Raw genomic sequence first — 17,252 nt, forward strand, 5'->3', positions numbered from 1 at the left:
TGAAATCTCCGGGCGCTAACGCTTCCGGCTCATCATCAGGCGTCTGATTTGCCAACTTGCCACTCCGTGCGTTTCGCCCATTCTTCGGCAGGCAAGTAGATCAAATCGACGGCTGGGTCTTTCACGTCGGGATAAGTTTCCGGATCGCGCAACTCTTTCGCCAACCGGCGTTTCAGTTCGTCGTAGGCCGCGGCTATGGCCGGATGCGCACGCAGATAATCGCGAAACAAGAGCGGATAGCGCTGATTTCGTCGGCCAGCGATACGCACGTGCGTATTCGTCGGCCGCTCTCCCACCGGTGCACGAAAGAACCATTTCTGCCAATCGGTTGCCGGCGATTCATCTCCCGGAGGTCGGTGGTCACCGGTGATGTGCGCTGCCTGCGCATAACCAAGCGCGAGCAAGCCTTGGCGGAGATCTTCGCTGAACTCGGCTGCGGTGATTTGCACGTCAATGACATCTTTGGCCGCCAGTCGTGGCACTGCGGTCGAGCCGATGTGATCGATCCGGAGTGCCAACTCGCTCAGCAGACAACGCAACTTGGTGGCGAGGCGTTGAAACTCAGCGGGCCACTCGGGGCGGTAGTCTACGATCTCGATCATTGCTAGATCGTCGCGGCCAGTTGTTCGCCCGCGGGGCGCTGGGCGGGTTGCTTGCCGCTGTTGAGCGACTTCTGCCAATCGACGGCGAGCATGACGCAGTTGATGCCGCTGCCGATGCCGAGCATGGCGACGTGCTCTTGGGGTTGGATGAAGCCTTGCTCGACGGCGAGGGCCATGGTGATGGGCAAGGCCACGCTGCCGGTGTTGCCGAGCCACGGGAACGTGCAGAAGTCGCGCTCGGGCGAAAGCTCCAGCGACTGCAGCATCATCTTGCGATGCGTACCTCCCACTTGATGACAAATGGAGCGATGCACGTCGTCGCTCGACCAGCCTGATTCGGCCATGAAGTCGAAGTAGGTCTCTTTGCCCGTCGCGAGACCACCGGCGAGCAGTTTTTCGCTATCGGTCTGCATCAGCAGGGCCGAACTGCCACCTTGATCTTGAATGCCACCTTCGCACAGCTTGTAGTGCTGCGAATGCGAGCGAACCGCGGCGGCCGTCAAGCGATTCTGCGTTTTGCTGATGCTCTTATGTGTGAGCAACACAGCCGCGCTGGCGGAACCAATGGTGAGCGAAGCGATAGCCGACTTCACGGTTTCTCGCGTGAGGGACTGATCGGCATTGAGAGCCGCGATCGTACTCTCGACCAGATGCCGGCTATCTTCGGTGCCGACGACAAGTCCTGCGTCGATTTGCCCCAGTTCAATCAAGTTGGCAATCTGCACCATGCCCGAGAGGAGCCCGAGGCAGGCATTGGAAACGTCGTACGTCTGGCAACGTTCGGGCAGGCCCAGGTGATGATGCACCCGGCAAGCAGTGGCCGGTTCGAGATAGTCGCGGCACACCGAGCCGTGAATGAGTGCGCCGATGCGCTGAGGATCGATGCCCGCATTCGCGATGGCCCGCTGGCCACTGACGATGCTCTGTTCGCTTGGCCGCATGCCGCGCGGCCACAGCCTGCGCTCGCGAATGCCGCTGATGAGTTCCAGCCGACCTTCCGGCAACCGCAGCCGCTGATAGAGCGGAGCGAGGCGAGTTTCGATTTCATCGCTCGACAGCACTTCGTCAGGGATCGAGTAACCGAAGGCTTCCAAGCAAACGTGCTGATAACGCATGACGGTCCAGAGTAAGCGATTCGTATTCAGGAAACCCGAAGCGTCAGTAAGGATTAATCGCCGCAGGACGCTCGTCTTTATTATCGCCTGTCGTACAACTTGGTAAATGGCCGATTCCCTGGCATTGCCGAACATTTACACGCTGGAAACATAGATCTGGCTGGCGGCGGCGGCCTACTTCGAGCCAATCGGCAGCAAGGCTGGCGTGGAACGCCGCAGTTGTCCGCAGGCAGCGTCGATCTCGGCACCCTTCCGCTGGCGGAACTTGATGTTGATGCCCCCTTCGAGCAGGATGTCGCGAAAGCGATTCACGGCCGAGGCAGAAGGAGTTTGATACGGCAGCCCGGCGACCGGATTGTAAGGAATCACGTTCAAGAGGGCGGTCCGCTTGGCGAGCAGCGCGACGAGTTGCTTTGCATGTTGAGGCTGGTCGTTGATGCCGGCCAGCAACACGTATTCGAACGTCAAGCGGCGGCCCGAGACTTCGAAGTATCGATCGGCGGCGGCAATCACTTCGTCGAGGCCAATATTCTTATTCACCGGCACAATCTGATTGCGTAGTTCGTCGTTCGGTGCGTGCAGCGAAACCGCCAGATGATAGCGAGCGTTCCGTTCGCACAGTTGATGCAACTGCTTCGGCAGGCCGACGGTCGAAATCGTAATTCGCCGATGGCTGATTCCCAGTCCATCATCGGCTGAAGCTTCATCGAGCGCGAGCAGGACATTATCGAGGTTGGCGAGGGGCTCCCCCATGCCCATGACGACGATGTGACTCAGCCGTTCTTCGGCCGGCAGCAAGCGTTGGAGGAGCAACATCTGCTCGATGATTTCTGCAGCCGTCAGATTGCGATCGACGCCGTCGAGTCCGCTGGCGCAGAAGACGCAGCCCATCGCACAGCCCACCTGGCTGCTGATGCAAATGCTGCGGCGGTCGCCATCGCGGAGCAAGACGCACTCGATTCTTCCGGGTACTCCCGGCAAAGAACCGGCACCCGGTAACTCCAGCAGCAGTTTTTCGGTGCCATCCGCCGATTGCTGATGCTTCACCACCTGGGCCGTCCAGAGTTGCCAATCGGCGGCCAGTTCTTCCCGCAGCTTTTTCGGCAGGTCGTTCATCTCGCCGAAGTCTTTGGCGCGGCGTTCGAAGACCCATTTGCGAATTTGCGCGGCGCGATAGGCTGGATAGCCTTTTTCGGCGAGCCAGGACTTGAGCGGGGCAGGATTCGGGTCGAGCAGTGAGTGCATCCCTCTATTCTGACACGCCGACCGGTTTTATCCCAGGGCTTAAATCTCCATCCGTAGTTCAGTCACTCCGTGACTGAGTTAGCAGGGTTTCGGAGAAACCCTGACTACGGAAGTGCGGCCTGAATTGCCGCGATTTTCTCGGCTAATTTGCCGCTGGCGAGATCTGCCTGAAAGCTTTCCAGGTCGGCGTAGACCGCATGGCTGCAGTATTTGATCGTCCAGTTCAGCACGAGCGGGCTGATGGCGATGACCACGCGGTTCGCCCGCCAGGCTTCCCACATTTCGATGGCGGTCCCCATCGAAGCCTCTGGCACGAAGGCAATCAGCACGTCGATTTGCCCGCAAAGCCGATTGTGGAACAGGAACACTTCGCGGGCGCGATCCTCGGTGTAATCGAGCGACAACTGATGATCGGCCAGCGGGTCGTAGACTTCGGCCCCAGGCAAATGCTGCTCGAGCAACTGCCGCAGTTGACCGCGATAACCCTGATAGTGCATCACGGCCCCCAGATGCGAGCCCTGCATGATGCCAGCGAGAAAGATTCGCACGAACGACGCTCCTGTTTCACGGCCACTTGGAAGGCTGTCTATAATACCGGCCGAAGTGCGGAATGCGGAGTTCGGAATGCGAAGCAAAAAACTCTGCATGTCCACCGGCATTCGCATTTCATTTCGCAATCCGAACTCCGAATTCCCCACTCGCAAGTCTGCCATGGCAAAAAAGATCACCGCTACAGCCTCCCTTGCCCTCCCTTCTCCCGATCTCTCTCGCGCTGAAAGGCTGATCCTCGATCTGCTGGCCATTCCGGGCAAGAGTGGCGAAGAAGGGAAGGTCGCGGAGTTCATTCGCAAGCAATTGCTGGCAGCAGGGGCTGATGAAAAGGCGATCGTGTTCGATAACTCGAACCGCAGCACGCTCATCAAGGGTGAGATCGGCAACTTGATTTTTAAATTGCCCGGCACGAAGAAAGCTCCGCGACGGATGTTGTCGGCCCATATGGACACGGTGCCGATTTGCGTCGGTTGCCAGCCTATGGTCGAGGGGAATTATGTGAAGTCGGCCAATCCGGTGACCGGTCTCGGCGGCGACGATCGCGCGGGAGTGGCCACGGTCTTAACCGCGGCGTTAGAAATCCTGCGCAACAAGTTGCCTCATCCGCCACTGACGTTCTGCTGGTTCATTCAAGAAGAGATTGGCCTACAAGGTTCGCGCTGCTTGCAGGTGCCGCTGCTCGGCAAACCGGCGATGGCCTTCAATTGGGACGGCGGTGCAGCGGACAAATTGAACATCGGCGCGACTGGCGGCTACCGTATGGACATCAAGATCGATGGCCAGGCCAGCCATGCGGGCGTTGCTCCCGAGCGCGGCATCAGCGCGATCGCGATTGCTTCGATTGCGATTGCCGAACTGCAGCGCAACGGCTGGCATGGGTTGGTGGTTAAGGGAAAGAATCGCGGCACAAGCAACGTCGGCTTCATTCATGGCGGCGAAGCGACGAACGTCGTGACTGACCTCGTCACGCTCAAGGCTGAAGCCCGCAGCCACGATCCGAAGTTCCGCGCCAAGCTCATCAAGGAGATCGAACAAGCCTTCCAGCGCGCGGCCAAGGAAGTGACCAGCAGCGAAGGGAAACGCGGGAAGGTGACGATCGAAGGTCGCCTCGATTACGAATCATTCAAACTCGCAACCGATTCCCCCTGCGTACAATTGGCTGGTGAGGCGGTGCGGGCGATTGGCCGCGAACCGATTCACGCTATCAGCAATGGCGGCGTCGATGCCAACTGGACCAACCTGCATGGCATTCCCACGGTTACCCTGGGCTGCGGGCAGATGAACGTCCACATGACCAGCGAAATGCTGGACCTAAGCATGTATCGTGCTGCGTGTCAGATTGCCTTGCACCTGGCGACGGCATAACTCGCCCGGCGTGGTGGGCAGCAAAGGAAAAAGGGAATTGCCATGAACGTGGACGAAGAACTTTGCCTTTGCTTTCACATCACACGGCGGAAAGTCGTCAATTACATCCGTATTGAGAAGCCCAAGCGCCCGGCCCAGCTGGCCGATTGTTTTGGAGCTGGCACTGGCTGCGGCTGGTGTCGCCCGTTTCTCGAACGGCTCTTCGAACAGGCGGTCCTCAAAGGAGAGACTGCCATCGATTTTCCCGATGCGGCCGAATATGCGCAAATGCGGGCCAAATATGTCCGCGCCGGCGGTGGCACTCCGCCACCAGGGGCCACGCCCATCGATGAAGCCGAGACAGATTAGCCAGAGTCAGCGGCGAAAATTCGCGGCCCCTTCCCAACTGGCAGTCGGGCACGATATTCGCTATGATTACGCCACAAACATTCCTTCCTCTCAATGGTCCCTTAGGGCATTTGGTCCATGGCACGTAAAGTTATCAATCGCCGAGAGTTGCGTGAACAAAGTGATGCTGCTGAGGCGCGCGGAGCCGGAGCCGACGACGCGGAAGTCGAAGCCGTAGAAGGTGAAGAAGAGGGTGGGAAAGTCAAAAAGAAGAAAGCTGCTCCCAAACGGAAGAGCCGGGCAAAGAGCACCGAGCCTGCTCGCTTGAAGCTGTTCTGGGGCGTTTTCAATCAAGCCTCGAAGCGAATCGCCAAGTACGATTTCACCCAAAAGAAGCAGGCCGAAGCGAAGGCTGCTGAACTTTCGGCTGGCGGTAAGAATCAGCACTTTGTGGCCAAGGTCAAGGAAGCCGTCGAAGAGTAAAAACTTCGTCCTGCCAATTTGGGGCTCTTCTCTACTTGGAATTGCCCCGCGGTTGCTCCATAGTTGTGGCTCGTTGGACTTGTGAATTTTGTTCCAAGTACCGGAAAGCCTGCCATGACTGACCGCCAGATTGTGCGTCCCAGCCGTCTCGATCTCGAATCTCCTGGCCGCCGCGACTACTGGGTCGCGCTCGAGCACGATAGTATCTGGGGCGATCATCTGTTGCCCCTGACCGTGTTTGTCGGCCCCGATTCCAAGCCGGGCGAAGGACTCCTCGCGACCGGTTCGAATCACGGTAACGAATACGAAGGACCCGTTGTCCTCAAGCATCTAATCCGCGAGATCAACCCAGCCGATGTGCTCGGCCGGATCATCTTGATTCCCGTCCTCAATCCAGCTGCGTTCCTCGCGGGGACGCGCGAAAGCACGCTCGATGATGGCGTGAATCTCAATCGCGCGTTTGTCGATGGTGCGGGGGTCACCCCAGCGCTCGCGGGAATTACGCATCGCATTGCGGCGTTCGTGCGCGAGTACCTGTGGCCGCGCGTGCATGTCGTCCTCGATTTGCATTCCGGCGGCGAAGTCGCCCGCTTCGCCATTTGTGCCAATTATCATCCCGTCGACGATCCGCAGCTGGCCCGCAAGATTGAAGAAACCGCGCGCTGGTTCGGCACACCCGCGCTGATGGTCTATCAAAACGTCACCCCGGGTTTGCTTCCTAGCGAAGCGGAACGCCTGGGTAAGATCACGGTCGGCACCGAACTAGGCTGGGGCCGCGCGGTCTGCACCGAAGGTGTGCGCTATGGTCGTCAAGGCGTTTTGGCTGCGGCCATTCATAACGGACAACTGCGCGGCACGATCGAGCCCATTGCCCATCATGCTGCTGGGACCCAGCGGAAATTGGAAATGGTCGATCGCGACTGTTTCACCGTAGCCCCTTTTGCCGGCCACTACGAACCGCTCCTCGATTGTGGTACGCCCGTAAAAAAAGGTCAGACCGTTGGTCTGCTCCACGACTTCGATCACATCGACGCCGAGCCTTGGCCCGCCCGCGCTGGGGTCGATGGCGTCGTGCTCGCGCAGGCCTGGGTTTCGCCCGTCCCGCGCGGGCAGCACATCGTCGTTGTCGGTCGCGACATTACCTGAAAAATCCGCCTCACTCCCCTGCCCTACTCCTATGAAAATCACCGAGATCGTCTGCCAGATCCTGCGCATCAAAACCGTCGAAGCAAAAACCGCCAGCAGTCAGGACTCGGTCCTCGTGCGAGTGCGCACGGACACCGGCTTGGAAGGAATCGGTGAAGCCGACTCTTCGCCCGAGATGGTCAAGGCGGTTATCGACGCTCCCTTCAGCCACAATATTGCGACCGGCCTACGGCAACTCTTGATCGGCGAAAATCCGCTGGAGACCGAACGCCTCTGGCAAAAAATGTATCGCCGCACGATGTACGCCGGGCGACGATCCGTGCCGATCACCGCCATGGCTGCCATCGATATGGCGCTGTGGGATTTGAAAGGCAAACATTTTGGCGAGCCCATTCACCGGCTGCTCGGCGGCAAGCAGCACGACAAGATCCTCGGCTATGCTTCGATCCTGTTCGGCAGGAACGGCGACGAGACTCAGCGAATTGCGGAGCGCTGGCGCGCGGCCGGCTATCACGCCGTAAAATTTGGTTGGGAGCCGATGGGCCAAAGCGAAGCCCTCGATCTCGACCTGGTGCGCGGCGCGCGAAAAGGTCTAGGGGACGATGGCACGCTGCTGATTGATGCGGGCTGTGTGTGGGACGCGCGGACGGCGCTGCAGCGGGCCCATTCGTTTGCCGAGTATCGCCCCGGTTGGTTGGAGGAAGCACTTCATCCCGATGACTACGAAGGTTATCGCTGGCTGCGCGATCGCTCGCCCGTGCCGATTGCAGCCGGCGAAGAGGAATGTGGCCGCCAGGCGTTCCGTCCGCTGATCGACGGCCGCTGCTTGGACGTTTATCAGGTCGACCTATCGCGCAACGGCTTCACCGACAGCCTGTACATTCGCCAGCGCGTAGAGGAAATCGGCGCGCGACTCTGCAATCACTGCTACACCAGTCCGGTCACTGTCGCCGCCAGTTTGCACTGGCTCAGCACCTGCCGCGATGCGTTTCTGTTTGAAGATTGCGTCGAAGATTCGCCCCTGCGTCACGAGCTAACGCACGAGAAGATCCAGACTGTCGACGGCTGGATTACCGTCCCCGATCGCCCCGGCCTCGGCGTGACGCTCGACGAAGACTTTGTGAAGCGAACGCTCATCTGCGAATCGCGCTGAGGCGATTTACGTAGCTCAGTCACTCCGTGACTGAGACCATTGCAAAATCGTCATCCAGGCTGAATTGTTGTGGCGGAAATATTAGCAGGGTTGCGAGTCATGGAATAACTCGCCTACGATTTTACACGCTGAATCACACTGAGCATCGCATTGCACATGACTGGGCCGGAGTCGGCCGTGAAGGGAAATTGGTTGCAGTACTTGGGCGATTGATAGCCGGCGTAACTCTTGGCGACGATATCGTGCGCATCGGGCAAGTAGCCAATCCGCCCGTTGGCATAGCAGGCGAACATTAACGCCGGGACTTCGGCCCGCTGACGAATCTCAATCGCGAACGGGCTAAAGAATTCGCTGCTATTGGCGACGAGATACAGTTCGCCCACGCGCAGTGCCTGCACTTCGGTGGGGAGTACTTCAGGACGAGTTTCCCAGTCCTGCAGCATTAACTCGGTCCATTCGAGATGAAAGCGACACATGGCGCGAACCGCTTTCCGTTCGTCGCCGTCGTGACGGCGAACCATGTCGTCGGGCCGGTTCGTCATCGAGCGGCCAATGGTCTCGCGCCAGCCGCGGATATCGTCGTCGGCCATGCGTCGTTCTGCCTCGCGCCGGTCCGCTTCGATTTCCTCGCGCGTCCAGCGCCGGGTCGGCAACTCCACCGTTGCTTGTGCGGCGGCCACCGTGGGCTGTTCGCAGTCGTGAGCGGCTCGTAAGGCGTCGCATGCTTCAGCGATCAGTTTCTCGGCCGGTTCTCGATAGCGATCTGGCGAGATGTATTCGCGGAGGAAGTTCGCATCGCCGCAGGCTCCTTGCACGTAGAGCGCAGTGGAACCTGGGAACGCGGCTTCAATTCCGTCGCACACCACTCCCGGAATATCGCGGCTGACGCTCCAGGGCTGCCACTGGGTTGTCAATGTTGGATGCGCGCCATAGTTGGCGACCATGGCCAACGTGTGACCGGGCTGAGTGACGCGATTGATTCGCAATAGTGTGAGTTGTGAGTCGACCACTCCTGCTGGCCGCGTACGGTTGAAGCTGATGCCCGGCACATCGACCTGAGCATGCGCGACGCGTGCGGGTTCGAGCGACTTCCAGGCTAAGATGGCCGCAGTCGCCGCTTGTTGACTGGCCAGATGTTCGTAGAGCGGATGACACTCACCCACGCCGCGCAGGCCGCCGGCAGCGGGCGCGTTATGGCTGTGCGAACAGGTGAGCATGATCGCGGAGCCGGGAATGCCGGTCGCGCCGGTGATCAACTCGCGCGTGCGGCGGGTGAAGGCTTCGTCGATCAGCATCAGGTCGAGCGTGATTAGCACGACCGTTTGCTCGCCGTCGGTCATGACGAGCGCGGTTGCGAAGAGGGGATCGGCGATTTGTCGCCAGCGCCGTTCGATGTAGTAACCCCAGCCGGTTAACTCCACGCCCCAGAAGGGTGTAATCTCGCGACGGGCGACGCCGGCTTGAAACATGGCAACTCCTGCTGTGAGAACGAAGGCTTCGCTGGCATTTCGGGAGCCGGAAGCGTCAGCGCCCGGAGAGGTCCGATCCGCGATTCGGTGAAACCTCCGGGCGCTCACGTTTCCGGCTCAGGAACTTTGCCGCCGTCACTAACGAATCAATTCAATCGAAGGACTACTGCGGGAAGATGTGCGTCAACTTATACTCGTCGCAGCGAACTGTCACGCATTTCTCGCGAACCAATCGAGCCACTATTATGCGGATTTCCCGTATCGAAGCCTTGCCGATTCGCATCCCGCTCAAGCCCGAGCGGCGGATGATTTCGGCGCTCGGCAAGCATGATGTCTCCGAATTCACGCTGGTGGTCGTACACACCGATGACGGTCTGTTCGGACTGGGCGAAGCCACAGTCACGCCGCGATGGAGCGGCGAAACGGCCCGCGGTGCGCAAACGCTCATCGAACACGTTTTCACTCCCGTGTTATTGGGTTGCGATCCGTGCGATATCGAAGCCATCGATGCGCGGCTCGATGCGGTGGCCGTCGATAACTGGTTCGCGAAAGCGGCGATCGAAATGGCCTGCTGGGATCTGGCCGGTAAAGCGGCGAACAAGCCGGTGTACGAATTGCTCGGGGGTGCGTGTCGCCCGCTGACGATTCGCAATCGCTTTTCGCTGGGTGCTTATACGACGGAAGTGATTCAGCCGCGGGCTGTCGCGCTGGTCGCAGCGGGTTTCGATACGCTCAAAGTGAAAGTGGGAACCGATCCAGTAGCGGATGTGGTGCGGGTCCGTGCTGTCCGCGAAGTGATCGGGCCGAACATCAAGCTGACCATCGACGCCAACGGCGGTTGGAACGAAGCCCAGGCGCTCGATTGCCTCGCCAAACTGGCCGACTGCAACTTGACGCTCGTCGAGCAACCCCTGCCGCGCGGTAACTACTCGGGGCTCAAGCGACTGCGAGAACGAACGGGGCAGAAAATTCTCGCCGATGAAAGTTGCTTTGACGAAGTCGAAGCCCGCGAGTTGATCGAGCAAGGTTGCTGCGATGCGATCAGCCTGTATCCGGGCAAGCAAGGCGGCATTCGCAGGTCGATTCGCATTGCGAACCTGGCCGCCGAGCACCAGATTCCCTGCTCCATCGGCTCGAATCTGGAATGGGACGTGGGTGCTGCCGCGATGCTCCATTTCATCGTGGCCACACCGAACATGCAGGTCGAACTGTATCCCGGCGATTGCCTTGGCCCGTTCTATCACGAGGTTTCGCTGGCCAAGAATCCGCTGCACATCTCCGGGCCCTTCACGACGATCAACTCGGGCCCCGGTTTAGGAATCGAACTCGATTTTGATGTCGTCGAGAAGCATCGCATTCGGTAAGGCAGGATTGTGCGATGTCTTAGGTAGCCCGACGCGTCAGCGAGGGAGCTATTCTGATTTCCGGTTCTGTTGCAATGAACCGCTGTTTGTGATTTCCCCTCGCTGACGCTTTGGGCTACCCAAAGAGGGACTACTTCGCTGCCGCCACGTTTTCGAGCGACTTCGTACAGTCGACCATCAACCAGCAGAGGCCACTGGCGAGGTACATGCCAGCCAAGAGATAGAAGAGTGGATCCCAACTGGTGATTTTGGTCAGCTTGTCGTCGACCAGCACTTCGCGCGTGAAGACATCGAGCAGGCGACCAAAGACGAGGGGCATCACCACGCCGCCGACAGTGCCACTGGTGTTAATGATGCTAAAGACGGTCGCGCTATACCGGCCACCCATATCGGTGCAGGTGCCCCAAACCGTGGGCTGGCTCCAGTCGCCAAAAAACTTCGCGAACATCAGCATGAACGCCGCGACCGTCGCCGATTCTTGCTGTGTAACGGTGAGGAGCATGAGGCAGCCGACGACCTTGCCAACGAAGCCCACTCCCGAACGTCCCCAGCGGCGACTGCCGGAAAGGTGGATCGAAACTTCGTTAAGCGCACCGCCGGCCAGTCCGCCTAGCGCGCCACCGATTAAAGGGAGTGCTGCCAGGATGCCCGTTTGCGAAAGATCGAGCCCGCGCGATTGGAGAAAGTACTTGCCGATGAGCGAGACGAAAGCGACATCGGAGCCCGCATCGCAAAACTGCTGACAAATGAACCAGCGCAAGCTAGTGCTGCGGAGCGCGTTGCCCCAGGGGAGCATTGCGGGTTGAGTGGCGGCATTGGCCGGTGTGAGTTCTTCCGGCCCGCGAATGATTATTCGTTCGGCCTCATTCACGCGGGCATCGGCGGCTGGTGAATCGCCGTAGCCGAGCCAAAAGAGAAGGCCGTAAAGCAAACCGACGGCACTGAGGATGAGCAGGCCAGTTTGCCAACTCAGCCCCAGCCAGCCCATCATGATCGTGCCGAAAATGATGGACGAAAGTGCCGCGCCGCTTCGTCCCGCGGTCGAGGCGATCAAGCCTTGCAGTGCGGTGCGTCCCACGGGAGAGAACCAGACCTTCGATGCTTTCGTGAGTGCTGGATAGCAACCCGCTTGCGCGGCACCGAAGAGTAACCTTGCGCCGCCAATCAGCACAATCACCATCGTCAGGTTGCCGGTCGACGAGCCTCCACCCAGCAGCCACGAAACGCCGACCAGCGCGGCCATCGCCAGCGACCAAAACAGAATGCTGAAGGTCAGAAACCAGCGCGGGCCGAAGCGGTCGATGATCATGCCGCTGGGAATCTGCCCGGCGGCATAGGTGTAGTAGAAGAGCGAAAAAAGAAACTCAGTCTGGCTATGACTGAGGTTGAACTGACCCTGCAACTTGGGATTGACGAAGTTCCACGTGTAGCGATGCAAATAGAGCAGGAACGAAGCCCCGCACGAGAGAAGCAGAATTAGCCAGCGAACACGGGTGGGTTGTGGTGGTGGCTCGGCAGACGTTGTTTCGTCCATGAGGCAGGTTTTCGCAAGCGGGTTTTCGCGGTCAAGGTGCTGGCAGCGGGTGAGCGGCTCCCCCAGAATACGCTTTCCCTTCACGCGATCAAGAAGAACCTCGTTCGATTCGCAACCTCTGCCGAAAGAAATCATGAACGCAAAACTGCTCAAAGAAAAAATGCTGCGCGGCGAAACGGTCTATGGCACCATGATCCAGCATGCGACCAACCCGGCACTCGTCGACTTTCTGCCGCCCGGCGCGCTCGACTTCGTCATCTTCACTGCCGAACACAATGCGCTCGACATCGCCGATTTCCTCCCGCTGCGTTACGCTTTGGCCGCGAAAGGGATTGTCTCGCTCGCCCGCACTCATAGCCGCGATCCCGACGATGTCTCCAAGGTGTGTGACAGCTACGACGGAGTCGTGGTGCCGTATGTCGAAGATGTCGCCCACGCCAAGCGCCTGGCAGCTGCTGCCGTCTATCGCCCGCTGAAGGGGGCGGCGCTCGAGCGGGTGTTGAAGGATGATAAGTGGCCGAATGCGCGGACGAAGCAATATTGCTTTGAAGAACGCTGCGCCAATACGCTGTTTATTCCGATGATCGAGTCGGTCGAAGCAGTCGACAATCTCGAAGAGATTTGCTCGATCCCCGGTGTGAACGCCGTCTTCGTCGGTCCGAACGATCTCACCACGAGCATGGGCATTCCCAACGAATACGATCATCCCGACTTCGTCGCCATGATGAAGCGAATTATCGAGATCGCTGACCGCAAGCACGTTCCCGCCGGCAGTTGGTTCGGCACGGTCGAGCAGCAACAACGGACCATGAAGCAAGGTGGGCGGTTCGTTGTTTACTCGAACGACTCCTCGATGATGAAAGACGCGATTCAGTTAGCGTTCGGACAGATGAGAAAGGCGTAACGCGAGTTCGCCGTTCTTACATAGCCCGACGCGTGAGCGAGGGGACATTCGAATGGATTGTTCGCAGCGAGTGAACGTAAACTCAGGAAATCCCCTCGCTGACGCGTCGGCGAAGTGGGAGATCGTCGATATTCTTGGTTACGAAGCAGCGACGTGAAAGTCGGTTAGTGCCGTCCCCTCGCTGACGCGTCGGGCTAAGTGGGAGGGATGTTACGCCAACTCAAACCCCGGTATGGTGCCGGTGCTGGAACCGAACGAATCGATGTCGAGGCCTAGGCGCTGGAGCATCTGGACGTAGAGATTGCTGAGGGGCGGGTTCTTTTTGGGGTCGAAAGCCAGGTGCTGGCCATGGCGATAGCCGCCGCCAGCAACAACGATTGGCATGTTGATGTTGCTGTGGCTGCTGGCGTTGCCGAGGTTGCTGCCGAAGAGAATGGTGGTGTGGTTGAGCAAGTTGCCGCCAACTTCGGGCGTGGCTCTGAGCTTGGCGAGCAACTCGCCGAAGAGCTTCATTTGTTCGAGTTCGATAATCTTGAGTTCGGCTAGCTTCGCGGGATCTTGCCCGTGATGCGACAGGTTGTGCCAGTCTTGAGAGACCCCTTCGATCTTCGGCACTGCGTTCATGCCGGAGAAAGCGAACGTGATGAAGCGTGTCGAGTCGGTCTTGAACGCAAGGCACATCAGGTCGACCATCAGGCGTACCTTCGCGGCCACTTCCTTGTTGTCGGTCACATCGACTGGAATCTTCGCCTCGACTGCGGGCTTCGGTTGTTTGGCCCACGCTTGTGCTTTTTGCAGACGCAGTTCCACATCGCGGACGGCGGCAAAATACTCGGCCAGCTTTTCGCGGTCTTGTTTGCCTAAGCCTCGCTCAAGCGCGTGGGCTTCCGCCAGCACGGTATCGATCACGCTTTCGCCCTGCGAAAGACGGTCGACCTGCGAGCGGACTTCGGCAGGCGTTCCTTCGACGAACATCTTCTTAAAGACGGTCGAGGGACGATCCTGAGCGGGAATGGCCACACCATTGCGCGTGTGCGAGAGCCCGCGGCTGGAGGATGACGACAAAACCAGCGACGAGAAGCGAGTATCGGGGGCCAACCGCTCGACGGCGAACTGATCGAGCGAGATTGTGTTTTTGAAACTATCGGAGCGAGGATGAGGCGCGGCCGTCAGGTACGAAGCTTCGGCCGAGTGACCCCCATCGACATCGGGGTGCGAGAGCCCGGAGAAGACGGTGTAGTCGTTACGAAAATCCTTAATGACGTCGAGATAAGGAGACGGCTCGTACTCTTTGCCGGTCTGCTTGGGAAACAGATTCTCGGTGTGCAGGCCGAGGGTCGTATTGATGCAAAGAAGCCTGCGGGGAGCCTCTTTGGGCTGCTTCGCGTCGGCGGCTTGGGCGACGCGGCGGAGAATCGTCTGCTCAAAAATCGGCAGTGCCAGGAGAGCGCCAGCACCACGCAGGAACAAGCGGCGGGAATGTCTCGATTCGAGCATAGGAGTAGTCTTCCGTGGCAGATGTAGTTTTTTTGAGCGGTTTGTGGACGTTACTTATTGCGGAACAGTTCGCTGAGGACGACGGCGTGCACGAGCGAGCGGAGGCCGTACTTCTGATCTTTGACTTTAGCGACGACGCGCTCGATCTCGGGCTGATCGCCATATTGTAAGCCGCCGCCGGTGGCGTAGACCATCAGTTTTTGCGTTACCGCCCGCGCGACCTGATCGGGGTCGGCCAGCAGCAGTTGTTTGAACTCGGCGAGGTCGGCGAACTTGCGGCCATCTTTCAAGGCGTCCCCTGCTTCGACCTTTGGTCCCCAGCCGTAATTGGGGCGGGCCAGGAACTTGGCATAGCTGACGTCGGGGACTTTCACTTTTTCTCGCGTGCCGATGGCGCGATAGTTGTCACGATAGCCGCCGATAACGTCGTAACTCTCCAAGGCGAAGCCCGGGGGATCGATCTCGGCATGACAAGACCGGCAACTTTCAATATCGCGATGCTTGGCCAGTTAATCGCGAATGGTCACCGCGCCGCGAATGTCAGGCTCGATGGCCGGCACGCTCGCCGGTGGTGGTTTGGCCGCTTGTCCCATGATGCGGTCGAGGACCCATACGCCGCGCAGCACGGGCGAAGTAGTTGTACCGTTAGCGGTGACCTTGAGAATGCTGGCGTGCGTGAGAACCCCGCCTCGATGATGCTCGGGTGCGAGGGGGACCCGGCGCATTTCGACGCCGTCTACATCCTGAATGTTGTAGTGCCGCGCGAGGCGACCATTGAGGATCGCAAAATCGGAGTCGATGAAGTTGAGGACCGGCAGGTCATTCTTCAGCAGTTCGTCGAAGAACAACTCCGTTTCGCGCACCATCGACCATTTCAGCAGTTCATCGTACTCGGGATAGAGTTGCCCATCGGGGGTCGTGAAGTCGATCTCACGCAAGCTCAGCCATTGGCCGGTAAAGTTCTCGACGAATCGCTGTCCCTTGGGGTGAGTGAGCAAGCGTTCGGTTTGAGCGCGGAGAACTTCGGGCTTGCGCAGTTCGCCTTTGGCAGCCAGGCGGAACAAGTCGTCGTCGGGAAGGCTGCTCCACAAAAAGTAGGAGAGGCGCGAGGCAAGCGCGAAGTCATCGAGTGGTCCCGCGGGCTCTTGCAGGTAGAGGAACCGAGGCGAGCAGAGGATTGCCTTGATGCCGAGCCGCAGCGACTCGTCGTACGGTTTGCCAGCTTCGAGTGAGTTCTTCACCAGCGTTAAATAGGGTTGCAAATCGGTGGGCGTAGTGGGACGACGAAAGGCGCGGGGCAGTATGCGACTTAACGTCTTGGTGGCGTCTTCAATGGTTCCTTGCTTGGGGTCGATGTCGCCGTACATCCGCCGATAGCTTTCGGTCGGCCAGGTTTCGGGCAACGGACCTTCGAATTCAACGCCGCGAATGTTGATCGATGGGCCGGGATAATCGCTGAAGGCATCGCTTTTGACAAAGGCCCGCGGGAGTGCGACGGGTTCGACCTTGATCGTCTCGCGCGGAGCGAGACGCAAGACGAGTTCAATCGTCTGATGCTCCCCCTGATGCAAGTCGTAATACCCCACGCGGCGCGCGGAGCCAGCGGCTGTGTTGAAGTTGCCGGCAAGGACGGCCAAGGTAAGAGGCTTGTCCGATTGATGAGCTCGGGCTGTGATTTTGCAACGATAGAGTCCGGGCTCCTTGGGGCGGAACTTCGAAATGTGCGTGGGATTGCCGTCGGAGCGGAAGAGGTAGGTATCGTCACCTTCAAAGACACAGCCGCGGAAATAGGAAGGAATGCAATCTTTGAGAAGATGCTTTTCGATTGCCGGGGGCGCTTTGGTGAGCGGCAGCACAGCAGCGGTGAAGACGGCGTCGGCTGCTTCCAAATATTGTTCGATCAAGACGGGTGAGACATTCAGTGCGGAGCCGACATTGTCGAAGCCGAAAGCGATGGTGTCTTCGGGCAACAGTTCTTTCACGGCCACATCGACGGCGAACAAATCGCGGACGGTGTTTTCGTACTCTGTGCGGTTCAAACGCCGCAAGACCACACGCCCTTCGGCCCGCTTGGCCAGCGCGGCAGCATCGAGCCGGGCAGAGAGGCGGCGAATGACGGCGGTTACATCAGCGGCAGGTGGCCGCGGCTCTTTTTCGGGTGGCATATCCCCCGCGCGCAGCCGACCGACGATATTTTGCCAGCGCTCAAAAATTTGCGCGTCGGCCAAATCGGCACCGAGTTGATCCAGCCGCAATTCCCCTTCGCTCTTTTTGTCGTTGTGGCAACGATTGCAGTGCTGTGCGAAGAAGGTGCTGACGTGCTGGTCGAGCGGTTCCGCCGCGCGGGCTGGGCGCACGGCGGCGATTCCCAACTGAGCAATGACTATTAATGCAATGAAGTTATCGAGCCTGCCAATCATCTCGCCATCCCTTTGTGCATCCCACATCTCCGCGTTCAACGATCGATACCAAGCATCGATGCGCGAAGCTGTCAGT

The 17,252-nt window shown here is 59.1% G+C and carries 15 protein-coding genes and 1 pseudogene; 7 read left to right on the forward strand and 9 right to left on the reverse strand.

Going from position 1 to position 17,252, the window contains the following annotated elements:
* Positions 1-35 precede the first annotated feature (35 nt).
* From ETAA8_RS13405 to ETAA8_RS13420, 4 genes are all read right to left on the reverse strand, one after another.
* The gene (locus ETAA8_RS13405; protein WP_145088772.1) at positions 36-602 is read right to left on the reverse strand and encodes a GrpB family protein; all 567 of its coding nucleotides are present in this window, start codon (positions 600-602) and stop codon (positions 36-38) included.
* A 2-nt stretch (positions 603-604) separates the two neighbouring features.
* Positions 605-1,717 carry a 3-oxoacyl-ACP synthase III gene (locus tag ETAA8_RS13410; RefSeq protein ID WP_145088775.1) on the reverse strand — a complete coding sequence of 371 codons (1,113 nt, stop codon included), beginning with the start codon at positions 1,715-1,717 and terminating at the stop codon, positions 605-607.
* 174 nt (positions 1,718-1,891) lie between these two features.
* Positions 1,892-2,962: a 23S rRNA (adenine(2503)-C(2))-methyltransferase RlmN gene (rlmN, locus tag ETAA8_RS13415; protein ID WP_145088778.1), complete on the reverse strand. Its 1,071-nt coding sequence runs from the start codon at positions 2,960-2,962 to the stop codon at positions 1,892-1,894.
* Between the two features lie 104 nt (positions 2,963-3,066).
* Complete coding sequence (locus tag ETAA8_RS13420; protein ID WP_145088781.1) at positions 3,067-3,510, reverse strand: hypothetical protein; 444 nt, start codon at positions 3,508-3,510, stop codon at positions 3,067-3,069.
* Positions 3,511-3,586: 76 nt separating this feature from the next.
* On the opposite strand from ETAA8_RS13420, the gene ETAA8_RS13425 reads away from it, so the two are divergent.
* The 5 genes from ETAA8_RS13425 to ETAA8_RS13445 all read left to right on the forward strand — a co-directional run bounded on the left by ETAA8_RS13425 (position 3,587) and on the right by ETAA8_RS13445 (position 7,988).
* Positions 3,587-4,879, forward strand: a complete 1,293-nt coding sequence (locus tag ETAA8_RS13425) for a M20/M25/M40 family metallo-hydrolase (RefSeq protein ID WP_238397752.1) — start codon at positions 3,587-3,589, stop codon at positions 4,877-4,879.
* 42 nt (positions 4,880-4,921) lie between these two features.
* Complete coding sequence (locus tag ETAA8_RS13430; RefSeq protein WP_145088784.1) at positions 4,922-5,227, forward strand: (2Fe-2S)-binding protein; 306 nt, start codon at positions 4,922-4,924, stop codon at positions 5,225-5,227.
* A gap of 117 nt (positions 5,228-5,344) precedes the next feature.
* Complete coding sequence (locus tag ETAA8_RS13435; protein ID WP_145088787.1) at positions 5,345-5,689, forward strand: hypothetical protein; 345 nt, start codon at positions 5,345-5,347, stop codon at positions 5,687-5,689.
* A 114-nt stretch (positions 5,690-5,803) separates the two neighbouring features.
* Positions 5,804-6,835, forward strand: a complete 1,032-nt coding sequence (locus ETAA8_RS13440) for a M14 family metallopeptidase (RefSeq protein WP_145088790.1) — start codon at positions 5,804-5,806, stop codon at positions 6,833-6,835.
* 31 nt (positions 6,836-6,866) lie between these two features.
* A complete protein-coding gene (locus ETAA8_RS13445; RefSeq protein ID WP_145088793.1) occupies positions 6,867-7,988 on the forward strand; it encodes a mandelate racemase/muconate lactonizing enzyme family protein in 1,122 nt (373 codons plus the stop codon).
* 113 nt (positions 7,989-8,101) lie between these two features.
* Here the strand turns inward: ETAA8_RS13445 and ETAA8_RS13450 are convergent, their stop codons facing one another.
* Positions 8,102-9,457, reverse strand: coding sequence for a hypothetical protein (locus ETAA8_RS13450; protein WP_145088796.1), 1,356 nt, complete (start codon positions 9,455-9,457; stop codon positions 8,102-8,104).
* 245 nt (positions 9,458-9,702) lie between these two features.
* Here ETAA8_RS13450 and ETAA8_RS13455 point away from each other — a divergent pair, with 245 nt between their 5' ends.
* Positions 9,703-10,821, forward strand: a complete 1,119-nt coding sequence (locus tag ETAA8_RS13455) for a mandelate racemase/muconate lactonizing enzyme family protein (RefSeq protein ID WP_145088799.1) — start codon at positions 9,703-9,705, stop codon at positions 10,819-10,821.
* A 130-nt stretch (positions 10,822-10,951) separates the two neighbouring features.
* Here the strand turns inward: ETAA8_RS13455 and ETAA8_RS13460 are convergent, their stop codons facing one another.
* Complete coding sequence (locus ETAA8_RS13460; RefSeq protein WP_202921813.1) at positions 10,952-12,355, reverse strand: MFS transporter; 1,404 nt, start codon at positions 12,353-12,355, stop codon at positions 10,952-10,954.
* Between the two features lie 133 nt (positions 12,356-12,488).
* Here ETAA8_RS13460 and ETAA8_RS13465 point away from each other — a divergent pair, with 133 nt between their 5' ends.
* Positions 12,489-13,259, forward strand: a complete 771-nt coding sequence (locus ETAA8_RS13465) for an HpcH/HpaI aldolase family protein (protein WP_202921814.1) — start codon at positions 12,489-12,491, stop codon at positions 13,257-13,259.
* A gap of 210 nt (positions 13,260-13,469) precedes the next feature.
* Here ETAA8_RS13465 and ETAA8_RS13470 read toward each other — a convergent pair whose 3' ends face one another.
* The 3 genes and pseudogenes from ETAA8_RS13470 to ETAA8_RS13480 all read right to left on the reverse strand — a co-directional run.
* Positions 13,470-14,756, reverse strand: coding sequence for a DUF1552 domain-containing protein (locus tag ETAA8_RS13470; protein WP_145088808.1), 1,287 nt, complete (start codon positions 14,754-14,756; stop codon positions 13,470-13,472).
* Positions 14,757-14,806: 50 nt separating this feature from the next.
* A complete protein-coding gene (locus ETAA8_RS13475; RefSeq protein ID WP_261343643.1) occupies positions 14,807-15,130 on the reverse strand; it encodes a DUF1585 domain-containing protein in 324 nt (107 codons plus the stop codon).
* Positions 15,131-15,169: 39 nt separating this feature from the next.
* Positions 15,170-17,203 (reverse strand): annotated as a pseudogene (locus tag ETAA8_RS13480) (DUF1592 domain-containing protein); the annotation flags it as partial.
* Between the last annotated feature and the right edge of the window lie 49 nt (positions 17,204-17,252).

Source organism: Anatilimnocola aggregata (assembly GCF_007747655.1).
GTDB classification, from domain to species: domain Bacteria; phylum Planctomycetota; class Planctomycetia; order Pirellulales; family Pirellulaceae; genus Anatilimnocola; species Anatilimnocola aggregata.

What these genes read in the sequence shown, in the direction of transcription:
- ETAA8_RS13405 (WP_145088772.1), bottom strand. Translation starts at nt 602, where the DNA reads ATGATCGAGATCGTAGACTACCGCCCCGAGTGGCCCGCTGAGTTTCAA.
- ETAA8_RS13410 (WP_145088775.1), bottom strand. Translation starts at nt 1,717, where the DNA reads ATGCGTTATCAGCACGTTTGCTTGGAAGCCTTCGGTTACTCGATCCCT.
- rlmN (WP_145088778.1), bottom strand. Translation starts at nt 2,962, where the DNA reads ATGCACTCACTGCTCGACCCGAATCCTGCCCCGCTCAAGTCCTGGCTC.
- ETAA8_RS13425 (WP_238397752.1), top strand. Translation starts at nt 3,587, where the DNA reads ATGCGAAGCAAAAAACTCTGCATGTCCACCGGCATTCGCATTTCATTT.
- ETAA8_RS13430 (WP_145088784.1), top strand. Translation starts at nt 4,922, where the DNA reads ATGAACGTGGACGAAGAACTTTGCCTTTGCTTTCACATCACACGGCGG.
- ETAA8_RS13435 (WP_145088787.1), top strand. Translation starts at nt 5,345, where the DNA reads ATGGCACGTAAAGTTATCAATCGCCGAGAGTTGCGTGAACAAAGTGAT.
- ETAA8_RS13440 (WP_145088790.1), top strand. Translation starts at nt 5,804, where the DNA reads ATGACTGACCGCCAGATTGTGCGTCCCAGCCGTCTCGATCTCGAATCT.
- ETAA8_RS13445 (WP_145088793.1), top strand. Translation starts at nt 6,867, where the DNA reads ATGAAAATCACCGAGATCGTCTGCCAGATCCTGCGCATCAAAACCGTC.
- ETAA8_RS13450 (WP_145088796.1), bottom strand. Translation starts at nt 9,457, where the DNA reads ATGTTTCAAGCCGGCGTCGCCCGTCGCGAGATTACACCCTTCTGGGGC.
- ETAA8_RS13455 (WP_145088799.1), top strand. Translation starts at nt 9,703, where the DNA reads ATGCGGATTTCCCGTATCGAAGCCTTGCCGATTCGCATCCCGCTCAAG.
- ETAA8_RS13460 (WP_202921813.1), bottom strand. Translation starts at nt 12,355, where the DNA reads ATGGACGAAACAACGTCTGCCGAGCCACCACCACAACCCACCCGTGTT.
- ETAA8_RS13465 (WP_202921814.1), top strand. Translation starts at nt 12,489, where the DNA reads ATGAACGCAAAACTGCTCAAAGAAAAAATGCTGCGCGGCGAAACGGTC.
- ETAA8_RS13470 (WP_145088808.1), bottom strand. Translation starts at nt 14,756, where the DNA reads ATGCTCGAATCGAGACATTCCCGCCGCTTGTTCCTGCGTGGTGCTGGC.